This is a genomic window from Bifidobacterium pluvialisilvae, assembly GCF_019331695.1.
In the GTDB taxonomy this organism is placed as follows: Bacteria; Actinomycetota; Actinomycetes; order Actinomycetales; family Bifidobacteriaceae; genus Galliscardovia; species Galliscardovia pluvialisilvae.
The window spans coordinates 160,363-175,991 of the sequence record NZ_JAHBBI010000002.1; the positions used below are offsets into that span (position 1 = coordinate 160,363).

Annotated in this window: 11 protein-coding genes and 1 tRNA gene; 11 read left to right on the top strand and 1 reads right to left on the bottom strand. The window is 63.5% G+C overall.

What is annotated here, in order from left to right; translation table 11 throughout:
• Window positions 1-37 precede the first annotated feature (37 nt).
• Both KIH77_RS02125 and KIH77_RS02130 read left to right on the top strand, forming a co-directional pair.
• Complete coding sequence (locus KIH77_RS02125; protein WP_236024399.1) at window positions 38-2,848, top strand: heavy metal translocating P-type ATPase; 2,811 nt, start codon at window positions 38-40, stop codon at window positions 2,846-2,848.
• A 422-nt stretch (window positions 2,849-3,270) separates the two neighbouring features.
• Entirely contained in the window at window positions 3,271-5,529 is a 2,259-nt protein-coding gene (locus KIH77_RS02130) for a peptidase (RefSeq protein WP_219099439.1), read from the top strand.
• 887 nt (window positions 5,530-6,416) lie between these two features.
• On the opposite strand, the gene KIH77_RS02135 is transcribed toward KIH77_RS02130, so the two are convergent.
• Window positions 6,417-6,490 (bottom strand) — tRNA-Met (locus KIH77_RS02135).
• A 263-nt stretch (window positions 6,491-6,753) separates the two neighbouring features.
• Here KIH77_RS02135 and KIH77_RS02140 point away from each other — a divergent pair.
• The 9 genes from KIH77_RS02140 (at window position 6,754) to KIH77_RS02180 (ending at window position 15,499) form a co-directional block, all read left to right on the top strand.
• Window positions 6,754-7,788: a homoserine O-succinyltransferase gene (locus KIH77_RS02140; RefSeq protein WP_219099440.1), complete on the top strand. Its 1,035-nt coding sequence runs from the start codon at window positions 6,754-6,756 to the stop codon at window positions 7,786-7,788.
• A 646-nt stretch (window positions 7,789-8,434) separates the two neighbouring features.
• Window positions 8,435-9,259 carry a F0F1 ATP synthase subunit A gene (atpB, locus tag KIH77_RS02145; protein WP_219099441.1) on the top strand — a complete coding sequence of 275 codons (825 nt, stop codon included), beginning with the start codon at window positions 8,435-8,437 and terminating at the stop codon, window positions 9,257-9,259.
• Window positions 9,260-9,362: 103 nt separating this feature from the next.
• The gene (gene atpE, locus KIH77_RS02150) at window positions 9,363-9,596 is read left to right on the top strand and encodes an ATP synthase F0 subunit C (protein ID WP_093960642.1); all 234 of its coding nucleotides are present in this window, start codon (window positions 9,363-9,365) and stop codon (window positions 9,594-9,596) included.
• Between the two features lie 53 nt (window positions 9,597-9,649).
• Window positions 9,650-10,192: a F0F1 ATP synthase subunit B gene (locus tag KIH77_RS02155; RefSeq protein WP_219099442.1), complete on the top strand. Its 543-nt coding sequence runs from the start codon at window positions 9,650-9,652 to the stop codon at window positions 10,190-10,192.
• Between the two features lie 55 nt (window positions 10,193-10,247).
• Complete coding sequence (locus tag KIH77_RS02160) at window positions 10,248-11,066, top strand: F0F1 ATP synthase subunit delta (RefSeq protein WP_219099443.1); 819 nt, start codon at window positions 10,248-10,250, stop codon at window positions 11,064-11,066.
• A gap of 74 nt (window positions 11,067-11,140) precedes the next feature.
• Window positions 11,141-12,790, top strand: coding sequence for a F0F1 ATP synthase subunit alpha (gene atpA, locus KIH77_RS02165; protein ID WP_219099444.1), 1,650 nt, complete (start codon window positions 11,141-11,143; stop codon window positions 12,788-12,790).
• A 3-nt stretch (window positions 12,791-12,793) separates the two neighbouring features.
• Window positions 12,794-13,708, top strand: coding sequence for a F0F1 ATP synthase subunit gamma (locus KIH77_RS02170; protein ID WP_219099445.1), 915 nt, complete (start codon window positions 12,794-12,796; stop codon window positions 13,706-13,708).
• Between the two features lie 7 nt (window positions 13,709-13,715).
• Window positions 13,716-15,203 (top strand): F0F1 ATP synthase subunit beta, encoded by a 1,488-nt coding sequence (gene atpD / locus KIH77_RS02175; protein ID WP_219099446.1) that lies wholly within the window; start codon window positions 13,716-13,718, stop codon window positions 15,201-15,203.
• Window positions 15,203-15,499, top strand: coding sequence for a F0F1 ATP synthase subunit epsilon (locus KIH77_RS02180; protein WP_219099447.1), 297 nt, complete (start codon window positions 15,203-15,205; stop codon window positions 15,497-15,499). The genes atpD and KIH77_RS02180 overlap by 1 nt, the downstream gene beginning before the upstream one ends.
• Window positions 15,500-15,629: the final 130 nt, after the last annotated feature.

A 15,629-nucleotide genomic window follows, 5' to 3' on the forward strand; every position in this document is an offset into this window, starting at 1 on the left:
GGGGTATATGGTGGTCCGTGGAACAAGGAGGAGACGCATGGGAATCACGACTGTGGGAATCATCGTGGCGCTGTTGGTGGCGTTCGTGCTGAGCGCGGGCGTCGTCTGGTTCTTCCTCGCGCCGCGCAAGGCGTACCGCGCGACGATGGGCGACGGGGGCCAGGAGGCCGTCATCGCCGTGCAGGGCGGCTACAGTCCGTCGGTCATCGAGGTCGAGGCCGGCGTGCCGGTGCATCTGGTCTTCGACAGGAAGGAGACCGGCGAATGCTCGTCGCACGTGGTGTTCCCCGACTTCGGCATCGACAGGGAGCTGCCGCCGTTCCGGTCGACGACCGTGCGTCTGACGCCGACCGATTCCGGCGACTACGGCTTCGCCTGCGGCATGAACATGCTGCACGGCACGCTGCGCGTCCTGCCGGGACGGCACGGCGCCAAGACGACCGCGGACGGTCATGCCGCCGCCGACGGTCGGTCGGGCGGCGTCGGCGCGGTGGACGCCCCCGCGGCTGCGGAAGCGGCCGGTGACGGCGGGAATCCTCGTGCAGGATCGGCCGACACGCCGACCGTGGACGATGGCGGCCGCGCCGAATTCCGTTCCCTCGTCCGCCGTCTCGCCGTCGCCGCGGTCTGTACGCTGCCGGTGTTCGTCGCCGCGATGTTCCACCTCTACCATCTCGAACCGTGGGCGCAGCTGGTGCTCATGCTGCCGGTCATCGCCTACGCCGGACGACCCATATACGTCAGCGGATGGGCGGCCATCCGCCATCGCAACGCCGAAATGAACGCGCTCATCACCGTGGGCACCATGGCCGCGTTCGTCTACAGCCTCGTCGTCACCTTCGCGCCATGGATACTGCCCGAAGGCTCGCGCGAGCCGTACTACGAGGCCGTTGGCACCATCATCACCCTCATGCTCGTCGGGCAGGTGCTGGAGGCGCGCGCCCGCGCCGGCACCGACGAGGCGGTGAAAAGCCTCGTCGCGTTGCGGCCCAAGACCGCGCGCGTCGAACGCGACGGCGTGGAGGCCGAAATCCCCGCCGAACAGGTCGTCGTCGGCGACGTCGTCGTCGTACGCCCCGGCGAACAGCTGCCGGCCGACGGCACGGTGGTGTCCGGCGAATCGTCGGTGGACGAGTCGATGATCACCGGCGAATCCATGCCCGTGCGCAAGACGGTCGGTGACGACGTGACCGGCGCCACCGTCAACGGCGCCGGATCGCTGCGCTACCGCGTGACGACGACCGGCGCCGACACCGTGCTCTCGCAGATCGTGGCCCTGGTCAAGGCGGCGCAGAGCTCGAAGGCGCCGGTGCAGCGACTGGCCGACAAGGTCTCCTCGATCTTCGTGCCCGTCGTCGTATTGATCGCCATCTGGGCATGCGCGCTCTGGTATGCGTTCGGCCCCGAACCGCGCGTCACGCATGCGCTGGTGGCCGCCGTCTCCGTGCTCGTCATCGCCTGCCCGTGTGCGTTGGGTCTCGCCACGCCGCTGTCGATTACCATCGCCACCGGCAAGGCCGCCCGATACGGCGTGCTCATCCGGTCGGCCGAGGCGTTGGAGACCGCCGCGCGCGTCGACACCGTCGTGCTCGACAAGACCGGCACCATCACCGCGGGGCGGCCGGCATTGACCGACATCGTCACGTTCGGCGACTGGCATGGCCATGACGACGACATATTGCGGCTCGCCGCGGCGGCGGAACATGATTCCGAACACCCCTTGGCCACGGCCATAGTCTCCGGCGCCCGCGAGCGCGGCATCGACGTGCCGAAACCGCGGGAATTCCACGCACAGGCCGGCGGCGGCGTGCAGGCGCTCGCCGACGGCCGGCGCGTGCTGGCGGGCAATGCCGAATACATGGACGACCATGACGTCGGCATGCCCGACGACGCCGGCGAAAGCGTCGACGACGTGTTCGCCGCCATGGACCGGCTGGCCGCCGAAGGCAGGACGCCGGTGCTGGTGGCCGTCGACGGGCTTCTGGCCGCCGTCGTGGCCGTGGCCGACGTCGTGAAACCGACGTCGAAGGCCGCCGTCGCGACGCTGCGTTCACGCGGCATCGACGTGGTCATGCTCACCGGGGACAATGAACGCACCGCCGGGGCCGTGGCCGCGCAGGTCGGCATCGACCATGTGGTCGCCGAAGTGAGACCGGAGAACAAGGCCGACGAGGTGGCGCGTCTCAGGGCCGACGGTCATGTGGTCGCCATGGTCGGCGACGGCATCAACGACGCCCCGGCGCTGGTGCGTGCCGACGTGGGGTTCGCCATCGGCACCGGCACCGACGTGGCCATCGAATCCGCGCAGATCACGTTGATGAACGGTTCGCTCGGCGGTGTCGTCACGGCCATCGACCTGGCCCACGCCACCATGCGCAACATCCGTCAGAACCTCGGTTTCGCGTTCGGGTACAACGGCATCGGCATACCGGTCGCGGCCGGCGTATTGTATCCGTTCACCGGCATGCTGCTCAATCCGATGATCGCCGGCGCGGCCATGGCGTGCTCGTCGCTGTCGGTCGTGACCAACGCCGGCCGGTTGAACGGATTCGACCCCGAACGCGTAAGGCCGTATAGGATTTCGATTCCGGAACATCACCATAGGAAAGGAGCCATCATGGCATTGTTCAGCAGGAAGAGCGAGGAAGGGCACATGGGGCATGCGGGCCATGGCATGGGCGGCATGCAGATGCACCACGGCGGGTCCGAGACCGACCCCGTGTGCGGTATGAGCGTGGATCCGGCCAAGGCCGCCGCGAGCCATGACTACAACGGGAAGACCTACTACTTCTGCGGTCCCGGTTGCGCCGCCGCCTTCGCCAAGCACCCCGAGGATTTCGTCAAGTGATCGTCGGCTGATTGCAAGGTGATTGCCGGGGAATCGGTCCGTCGGTCACCGTTCCGTCTTTACCTAAGAGACGCATGCGAATGCCGGGGAGTGCCTGACTCACCCCGGCATCCGTATGCGCGGGCATCGTATCGTGCGATGTGGATGGTGACGAAAACCATCCACATCCGCGTATTCCATCGCCGATTATCCACATCTATCCACATCGGTGATGGAGGATCTGCCGTTTCCGTACGTTCGTCAACATTGCCCGTCCGGCCCCGGACGTCGGCCCATCCTATGACATCGTCGTGCTATCCGCCTTTTGCCACGCGGAAGAGTTCATAGGAAGGATGAGAGCAATGCCGAACACCATCACATCTGCGGGTCCCCGACGGCGGGGCGCGCCGCCCCACGGCCCGTCACGATCACCGGGCCGTCACGTGTTGCGACGACTGCTGGCGTTCGTCGTCGCGCTCGCCGCGATGACGGGCCTCGCCGCCGCAGTCCCGGCGTCCGCCGCCACCATGCATGCGCCCAAGGACAGCCAGCTGTGGTACACGTTCGAGGGAGAGCAATACAACATCGGCGTCATCGCGGTGGCGCCGAACGGCAGGAACGCCTATTGCATCGAGACCGGCGTGCCGGCGTCATACGAGTACGGCGAGACCGTGAGCATCGCGGACTCGGAGAACGCCCGAAGAATCGCCTATCTGGTCGACGTCTACCAGTCGAATACCGATCCGGCGACCCAGGCGGCCATCGGCATGCTGATTCACGACCGTTTCGAAATGCTCGACAAGCCTCTGTGGCAGAAGCGCAAGGCGGCGTTCCTCAAGGAGCATCCCACCGTGCAGGCCAAGGCCGACGTCCTGTGGCAGGAATCGGCCGCGCATGTGGCCACCACGACGAAAGCCACCGTCACCTATCTGGAGGGCGAACGCAGCGGATACGTGGACGTGGAGATCACCGGCTCCGGAGGGACCAAGGTGTCCGGCGTGCCCTACACCGTCACGCTGAAAGGGCCGGCCGTCTTCGACGACGGCAAGACCGTGAAAACCGGCAAGACCGCCGGCAAGACCATACGGCTCGCATGGAAGGCGAACGGCAACGGCGACGTCACCGCGAACGTCGCCTACGACCACGGCACCATCGAACGGCTCGTCAGCGGACAGGACTATCTGCGATACGGCACCTCGACGAGCGTGAAGAACGACGTGGCCACCTTCGACGTGGTCAAGGACTTCCAGCCCGGCGTGACCACGGTCGTGAACAGGAAGATAGTGGACGCCGGCGAGCCGGTCTCCGACGACGTGACCTCCACCATGGCCGACGGCGACACATGGAAGACCGGAACGACGGTGAAGGCGGAAGGATACTACTATGCGGGGCTTGCGCCGTCGGCGCTGGGCGAGGGCATGACACCGAACGACGGTGAAAGCGCGGCGGACTTCCTCGCCCGCGTAGGCAAGGCCGGCCACAAGCCGGATGCCTACGGGACCGCGGAGTTCACGGCCGCCGGGCAGAAGAAAACCGTGCAGGCCGTCACCGAACCCGGAGGAAGCGAGCCTTATTCGTCCACCGGGGGCTCGGGCATCGGCACATGGGTGTGGGTCATCGACAAATCCCGGCAGGCCGCGGAGGTGAGGGAATGGATCCGGGCCGACTACAGCAGCGGGCTGCTCGAACGGGCCGAGACCCTGTCCGTGCGCGCGCCCGTCTCCGTGGACTCCGTCGCCACCGAGCATTCCGCACTCGTGGGCGCCGAAATCAGCGACCGGATCACCGTCTCCGGGTTCCCCGACGACCATGGCGAATTCGCCGGCGACGAGGCGTATGGCATCGGTGCGGACCGGAAACGCGCCCAGGTGAGCGTCTGGTGGGCCGGCGACCCCGACGACGCGGCCAACGACAGGCAATACAAGCCCTCCGGCGACGCCGTGCCGGCCGAGGACGCGAACCACAAGCGCATCGGTACATGGGAGTATGCGGCGAAGAACGGCGAAATCAAGGTCGGGGCGGGCGCGCCGGACGCGGACGGCAATCCCGTGCACATCACCGCCGAAACCCACGGATACTATGTGTTCGTCTACACGTTCGAAGGCGACGACCGGGTGCAACCCGCCTCCAGCTCCTATGGCGACGCATGGGAACGCGTGTTCGTGGAGGAGACGGCGCGGCCCCACGCGCCCAGCCTCACCACCGCCGTCATCCCCCCGCATGTGAAGGTGGGGGAGGAGTTCCGCGACAGCGCCAAAGTGTCCGGCCGGCTTGAGGTCGGGTCCTACGTGACGTTCACCGCCTACGAGCCCGTGGCCGACGGCGCGACGCCCGGCACCGGCGAGCGCATCCTCGACGAGGCGCGTGTGGACCTCGACGCCGGCAAGGACAACCAGACCGTGCTCAGTCCCGCGGCGAAAGCCGACAAGCCCGGCAAGGTCTACTGGAAAGCCACGCTATGGAGCCCGGAGGGCGAGGTCATCGACTCGCATCCGCTCGGCATCGACGGCGAGGTCACCACCATCGAGGAGGAGCCTGAGGAACCCGAGGAGCCTACGCCCGAAGAGCCCGCGTCGGAGGAGCCCGAGGAGCCGGCTGGACTGCCCCGCACCGGTACGGCGATCGGCATGATATCCGGCATCGCCATGGCGGCGCTCGCCGTCGGAGGCCTCACCCTGGCCACCATCCGCCGCCGCAGCTGAGGGGCGTGGATAGGCCCAAGCGGATTCCATGCCCGAAATTTGCCGGCCTGTGCCCTTGTGGCTTGGCAGACAGTCATGTGGATATGAGAAACCCACCGCATAGCGCGGTGGGTTCCCGTTCAGTGGCATGGCATGGATTTTGACTACGGAACCATGGGCCTATCCGTTTATCCATTCGCTGGGCCGGGTTTGTGGGTCCTCCCGTTCAATGTGTCGGGTTTGTGGGTCTATCCGTTCGTTAATAGTGGGCCTGAGACGGTCATAAAGAGGTTTGTGGGTCCGAACCATACACGAGGACGTCAAAAACACCCTCTTTGCGAGTCAATGGACCCACTTTCATATTTCAACGAACCGATAGACCCACAACACCAGTCATCGACCCGCTCAAGGGCCTATGTCCTCCGATTTGCGGGCCTGCCCACCCTCTGGTCTGTCTGGTTTGTGGGTCTTTCTAATCAATGGACCAGTCAATGAACCAGATTTGTGGGCCTATCCGTTCATGCAAACGGATTCGTGGGTCCGGCATGTTCAGTAACCGTGGGCCAATCCGTTCATCTACGGATTTGTGGGTCCGCGGCATACATGGGGGCGTCCAAAACAGCGTCCTCGCGAACCGATGGACCCACTTCCATATTCCAGCGAACCGGTGGACCCACAAAACCGGCGGATACCGACCTTGGGTACCGGACCGGCGGACACCGGCCTCGGATACCGGGCCGGCAGACGCACATTTGGTCTATGGCCCGACTTCCGCACCCACGTCGAATGGCCATCGAACGACTAAGCTACCAGACACACATTTGGCCCATAACCCCAGAAATCGTGGCGGTGTCAATCCGGTCGAAAATGAAAAGGCTAGGAACCTTGCGATTCCTAGCCTTTGCTAGTAGCGGGGCATGGATTTGAACCATGGACCTCTGGGTTATGAGCCCAGCGAGCTACCGAGCTGCTCCACCCCGCGTCGGCCCTTATCTCGGGCAACCTGTATTACTATACGTACTTTTTGAGGGAAGTCAATTCGATATTCGCCATTCGAAGAATTATTTGTCGATAATCGTTGAAAATATTGATATTTGTCGGCGTGTCGGATAATGGTCGTCGTGAAGCGTGCCGTCATGCGATATCCGAAATCGATGACCGGACATAAGGGGAATCGTTGGCACCGTGGGCGATAACGCCTCCACGGCATGGCATACGTGATGCGGGACTGCAATAATTGAAGACATGCCTATCAAGATTCCGAAGGGTCTGCCGGCCCGTGCGATACTCGACTCCGAACGCATCTTCGCGCTGGAAAGCGACGATGCGGTCAAGCAGCGCGTCCGTCCGCTGCGTCTGGTCATCCTCAACCTGATGCCCAAGAAGATCGAGACGGAGACGCAGCTGCTGCGGCTCATCTCCAAGTCGCCGCTGCAGGTGGACATCGACTTCATGAAGACGTCGACGCATGAGGCCACGCATACCAGCCGCGACCATCTGCTCAAGTTCTATGAGAATCTTGACGCCTTCGAGGACAACTTCTACGACGGGCTGGTCGTCACCGGCGCCCCGGTCGAGCATATGCCGTTCGAGGAGGTCGACTATTGGGATGAGTTCAAGAGCATCCTCGACTGGGCGAGCACTCATGTGTTCTCCACGATGTACCTGTGCTGGGGCGCGATGGGCGCGCTGTACTACCGGTACGGCGTGAGGAAGCATCTGCTGGAGAAGAAGACGTTCGGTGTGTTCCCGCAGCGGCTGCAGGACGAGTACTGCTTCATCACCAACGGATTCGACGAGATCGCGCTGCAGCCGCATTCGCGTCTCGCCGACGTCGACATGGATGATATCCGTGCGAACCCCGATTTGCAGGTGCTCACCTGGGGGCCGGAGAGCGGGCCGGGTCTGGTCGCCACGCGCGACTTCTCCGAGGTGTTCGCGCTCGGCCATTGGGAGTACGGCAAGTGGACGCTCGCCGAGGAGTACGAGCGTGACATGGCGCGGGGGCTCAAGAACGTGCCGTTCCCGACGAACTACTTCCCGCACGACGATCCGAGCCAGGAGCCGCTGTTCGCATGGCGGTCCCATGCGAACCTGCTGTGGCGCAACTGGCTGAACTGGGTGTATCAGACCACGCCGTACGACCTGACCGAGGTGCCGCAGCTGCGCAAGGAGAAGCGGCTGGGCACGGACCGCCGGTACCGTCGGTCGCCGGCCGGGCCGCGCGGGGACGATTTCCATACGTTCGACGGATGCGGCTACGGCGTCATCGAGCGGTAGCCGGTGTTTGTTGTGGTGAACTCCCCTCAGTCGGCTGCGCCGACAGCTCCCCTCATGATTGAGGGGAGCCGGGGTGGGGATGGCTGCGGCGTCATCGAGCGGTAGCCGAAGGTTCCGGCGTCGCGGAGGCGGGCCGTGGATATCGATATGGTAAAGACACGCCGCGGGGACATATGAGACGCCATGCCAAAATCGACAGTTCGCCGGCCGGTGTCGATGTCGCATTCGCGACACCGGCGCCGGCATGTGTCGCCGTTCCGGAGAAAGGTCCTCCGCGGCGTGTGCAAATCGTCCGGCATCGGTCTTGCGCCGACGTCCACATAATGACCACATTACGATAGCCAAGCGTCCGAATAATGGCCATGTTCGTGAGACCGGCGTAAACGGCCGATGTGGAGGAAACCCTTGCAAAATCAAGCGGTCGGGGTGTACCGGACGAATTCCCCATATGGGGCCGGGGAACGATTCGCCATGGCAACATCCTGAAACCGCCACTGTATAATCGTCCGAATTCCGGTACTGTGTATGGCAATGGAGGCTCGCGCAGGCATGCAAAGAAGACATACTGCGCGTTTACGTTCGTGACACAATATCGCCGCAAAAAGCGCTATATTGGTTCAGGTTCGATTAAGAGGAGGCACGCAGTATGGCAGGCGTTGCAGCATTGACAGGGGCTGCGGGCGTGGTGTTGGCCGCGCAGTCAGGCCCTGAAATCCCCTCGATCGATGAATTCCTCCCTCCGGAGATCATCTTCGCCGGCACGCCGTTCGCCATGAACAGGATCATCATGGTCCGTCTGATCATGACGGTCGTGATGCTGGTGGTTCTCGGCATCACCGCGTCCCGTGCGAAGCTGATTCCCGGTCGTTGGCAGGGATTCGTCGAATGGGGCATCGAGTACGTTCGCGACAAGATCGTGTACGAGGTCATGGGGGAGCTGCGCGGCAAGCGCTACGTTCCGATGATCTCGACGATCTTCTTCACGATTTTCTTCTTCAATCTGTGCGGCATCATCCCCGGCATGAACATCGCGGCCACGGCCACGATCATGATGCCGTTGATCTTCGCGCTGTGGACCTTCGTCCAGTACTGGATCGCGGCCTGCCGTGAGCAGGGCCTGCTGAGCTACCTCAAGCAGGAGTGCACGCCTCCCGGCGTCCCGTTCCCGGTGCTGATTCTGCTGGTCCCGATGCAGCTCATCGATATCCTGATCATCCGCCCGGCATCGCTGACGCTGCGACTTCTGGCCAACATGATCGCAGGCCACCTCATCGTGGCGCTGTGCTTCTCGGCCACGCAGTTCTTCCTGATCATCGCGGAGAACAAGCTGATGATGGGCGCGGGCGTGGTCACGCTGGCGTTCGGCTTCATCATGACCCTATTCGAGGCCTTCGTGGCCTACCTGCAGGCGTTCATCTTCGCGACGCTGTCTTCGGTGTACATCAACATGAGCTACCCCGAAGTCGACTGATGCCCGGCCCATGGCCCGCATAGATTCGTATCATTCATAATTCAATACGGTTTTTACTGGGTTTGATTCGTACTCTTACGAACCCAAAAGAAAGGAAACAACAATGGATCTCATCACTCTCGCACAGGTGACCGGCAACCTGAGCGCCATTGGCTACGGCCTCGCCGCAATCGGCCCCGGCATCGGCGTCGGCATCGTGTTCGGCAAGGCCATCGAGGCCACCGCCCGCCAGCCTGAGCTGGGCGGCCGCATCCAGACCCTGATGTGGATCGGCTTCGGTCTGATCGAGTTCCTTGCCCTCCTCGGCTTCATCTCCGGCTTCATCTTCACCGCCTGATTCCTCTGGAACACGGTAAGTAATCCAGACGAACGAAGTGAAAGGAGGCGGATATGGAGACATTTGCGGAAGGTAAGAGCGGCATCGCGCTGTTCGTTCCGGAGAGCTACGACATCATCTGGTCTTCGGTCGTCCTGATCGTCGTCGCCATATTCTTCTATAAGTTCTTCCTGCCGAAGTTCCAGGCGATCTTCGATGAAAGGGCCGCCAAGATCGAGGGTGGCATGGCCAAGGCCGAGAAGGCCCAGGCCGATGCCGACGCCGCCAAGAAGAAGTACGAGGACCAGCTCAACACGGCCCGCGTGGACGCCGCGAAGATTCGCGACGACGCGCGTACCGAGGCCTCGCACATCATCGCCGACGCCCGCACCAAGGCGGAGTCCGACGCGGCGCAGATCACCGCGAACGCGCAGAAGTCCATCGAATCGCAGCAGCAGCAGGCTCTGGTGAGCCTCAAGGGCGAGGTCGGCGCTCTGGCGACGGCTCTGGCCGGCAAGATCCTGGGCAGCAAGCTTTCGGATTCCGACGTGCAGTCCTCGATGATCGACTCGATGATCGACGGCATCGACAAGGACAACGCCGGAAAGGCCAAGTGACATATGGCTGGACTGGTGAAAACTCGCGAAGCAAAGGGCAGGAGGTGAACTTTCGATGTATGGAGAGACTTCAAAGGGCTCGGTGAAGGCACTGCGTGAGTCCTTCGCCGAGAAGCTGGCCTCGGTCGGCGCCGAGGCGAAGACCGTGGGCGACGAGCTGTTCGACCTCGCCGCGGTGCTCGACGGCAACCGCGCGCTTTCCCGCGCGCTGACCGACCCCGCGTACCCGGCCGAAACCAAGGTGAAGCTGGTCTCCACGATTCTGCAGGGCAAGGCCACACCGCTGACCGTCGAGATCGCCGAAGGTCTCGCGTCCCAGCGCTGGAGCAAGCCCGCGGACATCGCGGACGCCACGGAGGATCTGGCCGTCGACGCGCTGCTGAGCGCCGCCGATGTGCGCAACGCCTGCTCGACCGTATCCATCGAGCTGTCGGAGCTGGCCTCCGCGCTGCTCACTCTTCCGGTCGTGCGCCAGCGTCTGTCCGATGCCCACGCCAAGCCCGAAGTACGCGTGAAGTTCCTGAAGAATCTGCTCAAGGGGCAGGCCCTCGATCCGGTCACCATGGATCTTGCGGAGCACGCCACCCGCGATCTGCGCAATCGTCGATTCCTGTCGACGATCAACTGGCTGATCGGCATCGTGGCCTCGCACCGCAACCGTTCCATGGTCACGGTGACGAGCGCCGTGCCGCTGAAGGACGAACAGTTCCAGAAGATCAAGGCGGTGTACGCCAAGAAACTTGGTCGTCAGGTGTTCGTCAACAGCGTGGTCGATCCGCGCGTCCTCGGCGGCATGCGCATCCAGGTGGGGTCGGAAGTCACCGACAACACCGTTGCGGCCCAACTGCAGAATCTCAAGCGAGCCGTGGCCTGACCCCCGCGGTCGGCCCGGCAAGCTGAACGAACTGAATGAACGTTCTTGAATACAAACAACAAAAGGAGTGATCAATGGCAGAATTGACCATCGATCCCGCGGCGATACGCCAGGCGCTCGACGACTTCGTCGAGTCCTACAAGCCGTCCGAGACTCCGACCGAAGAGGTCGGCACCGTCCGGACCGCCGGCGACGGTATCGCGCACGTGGAGGGTCTCCCCGGATGCATGGCCAACGAGCTGCTGAAGTTCGAAGACGGCACGCTTGGTCTGGCATTCAACCTGGATGCCCGCGAAATCGGTGTCGTCGTGCTCGGTGACTTCGCAGGCATCGAGGAAGGCCAGGAAGTGCGCCGCACCGGCGACGTGCTCTCCGTGCCCGTCGGCGACGGCTACCTCGGCCGCACCGTCGACCCGCTCGGCCAGCCCATCGACGGCTTGGGGGAAATCAAGAGTGAAGGCCGCCGAATCCTCGAGGCGCAGGCCCCGGACGTGATGCACCGTCATCCGGTCGACGAGCCGCTGTCCACCGGCCTCAAGGCCATCGACGCCATGACGCCGATCGGCCGCGGTCAGCGACAGCTCATCATCGGCGACCGCCAGACCGGCAAGACCGCCATCGCCATCGATACCATCATCAACCAGAAGGCCAACTGGGAGTCCGGAGACCCGAAGAAGCAGGTCCGCTGCATCTACGTGGCCATCGGCCAGAAGGGTTCCACCATCGCCTCCGTGCGCCAGTCCCTCGAAGAGGCCGGCGCCATGGAGTACACCACGATCGTGGCCTCCCCGGCTTCCGACTCCGCCGGTTTCAAGTACATCGCGCCGTACACCGGCTCGGCCATCGGCCAGCACTGGATGTACCACGGCAAGCACGTGCTCATCGTCTTCGACGATCTGTCGAAGCAGGCCGAAGCCTACCGTTCGATCTCGCTGCTGCTTCGCCGCCCGCCGGGGCGTGAGGCCTACCCGGGTGATGTGTTCTACCTGCATTCGCGTCTGCTCGAACGCTGCGCGAAGGTGTCCGACGATCTCGGCGGCGGCTCGATGACGGGCCTGCCGATCATCGAGACCAAGGCGAACGACGTCTCGGCCTACATCCCCACCAACGTCATCTCCATCACGGACGGCCAGATCTTCCTGCAGTCCGACCTGTTCAACGCCAACCAGCGTCCTGCAGTGGACGTCGGTATCTCCGTGTCCCGAGTCGGTGGCGCGGCCCAGACCAAGGCGCTGAAGAAGGTCTCCGGTACGCTGAAGATCTCGCTGGCGCAGTACCGTTCGCTGGAATCCTTCGCCATGTTCGCCTCCGATCTGGATGCGGCATCCAAGGCCCAGCTGAACCGCGGCGCCCACCTGACCGAGCTGCTCAAGCAGCCGCAGTTCTCCCCGTACTCGATGGAACAGGAAGTCGTCTCCGTGTGGGCAGGCACCCACGGCAAGCTCGATGACCTCGACCTCGTGGACGTGCTGCCGTTCGAGCATGGCCTGCTGGATTACGTCGACCACAACACCGACATCCTCAAGACCATCCGCGAGACCGAGCAGTTCACCGACGAGACCGAAGCCGCCCTGGAGAAGGCCGTCGAGGAGTTCCGCGGCACCTTCGTGCAGCATGACGGCACCCCGCTCGTCGCCGAGAAGCCGGTCGAGAAGACCGACACCCCGGTCGAGCAGGAGAAGCTGGTCGCACGCAAGGCTTCCACCAAGGCGGAAGAGGAGTAATCCATGGCATCGCAACTCGCATATAAGGCGCGCATCGCCTCCACCGCGTCGTTGGAGAAGATCTTCAACGCCCAGGAGATGATCGCAAGTTCTCGCATCGCCAAGGCCCGTAACGTGGCCCTGGCCGCGAAGCCTTACTCCGATGCGATTTTCGATGCCGTCCAGGCTCTGGCCCAGCACACCCATATCTCGCATCCGATCGTGAGGAAGGACGAGGACAACCCGAACGTGGCCGTCCTCGCCCTCACGGCGGACCGAGGCATGGCAGGCGCCTACACCTCGTCGATCATTCGCGAGACGGAAAGCCTGCTGGCCAAGCTTGATGACCAGGGCAAGAAGCCCGAGCTTTATGTCTACGGCCGCCGCGGCGTCACGTACTACAAGTACCGTGGCCGCGATGTGCGCGGCACCTGGGAGGGCAACACGGATGCCCCCGGCGTCGAAGTCGCCGAGGAGATCTCCAACGCCCTGCTGGATGCCTACATGAAGCCGGCCGACGAAGGCGGCGTGAGCGAACTCTACATCGTGTTCACCGAATTCGTGAACATGGTGGTGCAGAAGGTGCGCATCCTGCGCATGCTCCCCGTGGAGCTCGTGAACGTCGAAGACGATGAGAAGGCCGAGGCGTCGGGAGCTCCCGAGGCCCGCCCGCTCTACTCCTTCGAGCCCAGTCGTGATGAAGTCCTCGATCGCGTCCTACCGAAGTACGTGCAGTCCCGCATCCACGAGTGCCTGCTCACCAGCGCGGCATCGGAGACGGCTTGCAGGCAGAACGCCATGCACACCGCCACGGACAACGCACGCAACCTGATCGACGAACTGACGCGCAAGCTCAACGCCACACGTCAGGCCGCGATTACTCAGGAACTTACCGAGATCATCGGCAGCGCTGACGCGCTGAACAACGAGAAAGAATAGGAGCGCCATGGCAGTAAATGTAGCTGCGGCAACGGCGTCCGAGACTGATGCCTCGGAAGCCTCGCAGGGCCGCATTGTTCGTGTCCAAGGCTCGGTTATCGATATTGAGTTCGCTGCAGGCCATCTGCCCGATATCTATAACGCATTGACGGTTGAAATCGCCGCCACCGGCAGCACGGAGGGCGAGGAAAGCCACAAGATCATGCTTGAGGTCGAGCAGCACCTGGGTGATTCCATCGTGCGCGCCGTCGCCCTGAAGCCTACCGATGGTCTGGTTCGTGGCGCCTTCGTCACCGACACCGGCGGCCCGATCGAGGTGCCGGTCGGCGACGTGACCAAGGGCCACGTGTTCGACGTCTCCGGCAACATCCTCAACAAGAAGGCCGATGAGACCATCACGGTCAAGGACCGTTGGCCGATCCACCGCAACCCGCCCGCCTTCGACCAGCTGGAGTCCAAGACCCAGATGTTCGAGACCGGCATCAAGGTCATCGATCTGCTCACCCCGTACGTGCAGGGCGGCAAGATCGGTCTGTTCGGTGGTGCAGGCGTCGGCAAGACCGTGCTCATCCAGGAGATGATTCAGCGAGTCGCCCAGAACCACGGCGGTGTGTCCGTGTTCGCCGGCGTCGGCGAGCGTACCCGTGAGGGCAACGACCTCATCGGCGAGATGGAGGAGGCCGGCGTGCTCGAGAAGACCGCACTGGTCTTCGGCCAGATGGATGAGCCCCCGGGGACCCGTCTGCGCGTCCCGCTGACCGCTCTGACCATGGCGGAGTACTTCCGCGATGTGCAGAACCAGGACGTGCTGCTCTTCATCGACAACATCTTCCGCTTCACGCAGGCCGGTTCCGAGGTGTCCACGCTGCTGGGCCGTATGCCTTCCGCAGTGGGCTACCAGCCGAACCTGGCGGACGAGATGGGTGCCCTGCAGGAGCGAATCACCTCCACGCGAGGCCACTCCATCACCTCCCTGCAGGCCATCTACGTGCCGGCCGATGATTACACCGACCCGGCCCCCGCCACGACCTTCGCCCACCTCGACGCGACCACCGAGCTTTCCCGTGAGATCGCATCGAAGGGCATCTACCCGGCCGTGGATCCGCTGGCCTCCACCTCGCGAATCCTCGACCCGCGTTACGTCGGTCAGGCCCACTACGAGACCGCCAACCGCGTCAAGGCGATTCTGCAGCGTAACAAGGAGCTGCAGGACATCATCGCCCTGATCGGTATCGACGAGCTCGGCGAGGAGGACAAGACCACCGTCAACCGTGCCCGTAAGATCGAGCAGTTCCTCGGTCAGAACTTCTACGTGGCCGAGAAGTTCACCGGTCGTCCCGGCTCCTACGTGCCGAAGGACGAGACCATCGAAGCCTTCAAGCGCATCTGCGACGGCGTGTATGACGACGTCCCGGAGCAGGCGTTCTCCGGCATCGGTGGCATCGAGGACCTCGAGGAGAAGTGGCATCAGATGCAGAAGGAGTACGCAGCCTGATGGCCGCCTCCAGCAAGCCAACGATGAAGGTGAACATCGTCGCCGCCGACCGGCCCGTGTGGTCGGGTGAAGCGACGATGGTCTCGCTGCCGGCTTCCGAGGGTTCCATGGGAATCCTCGCCGACCACGAGCCGGTGCTGACCGCCACCAACGACGGACTGGTCAAGGTGACCGAACCGAGCGGCAACGTACTCGGATTCAAGGTGACCGACGGCTTCATCTCGTTCGACTCCAACAAGCTCACCGTAGCCGTGGAGACCTGCGAGGAGGCCCAGCCCATCACCGAAGGCGAGTGACTTCGCCTCCAAGCCTCAAAGGGCGGAATCGTATGACGCGGTTCCGCCCTTTTTCGATGCACTCTGCGATGCACTCTTTTTGCTTCAGTCCACAAGAGCGCATCCGCCGGCGCGGTCCGCGTCCTTTCCT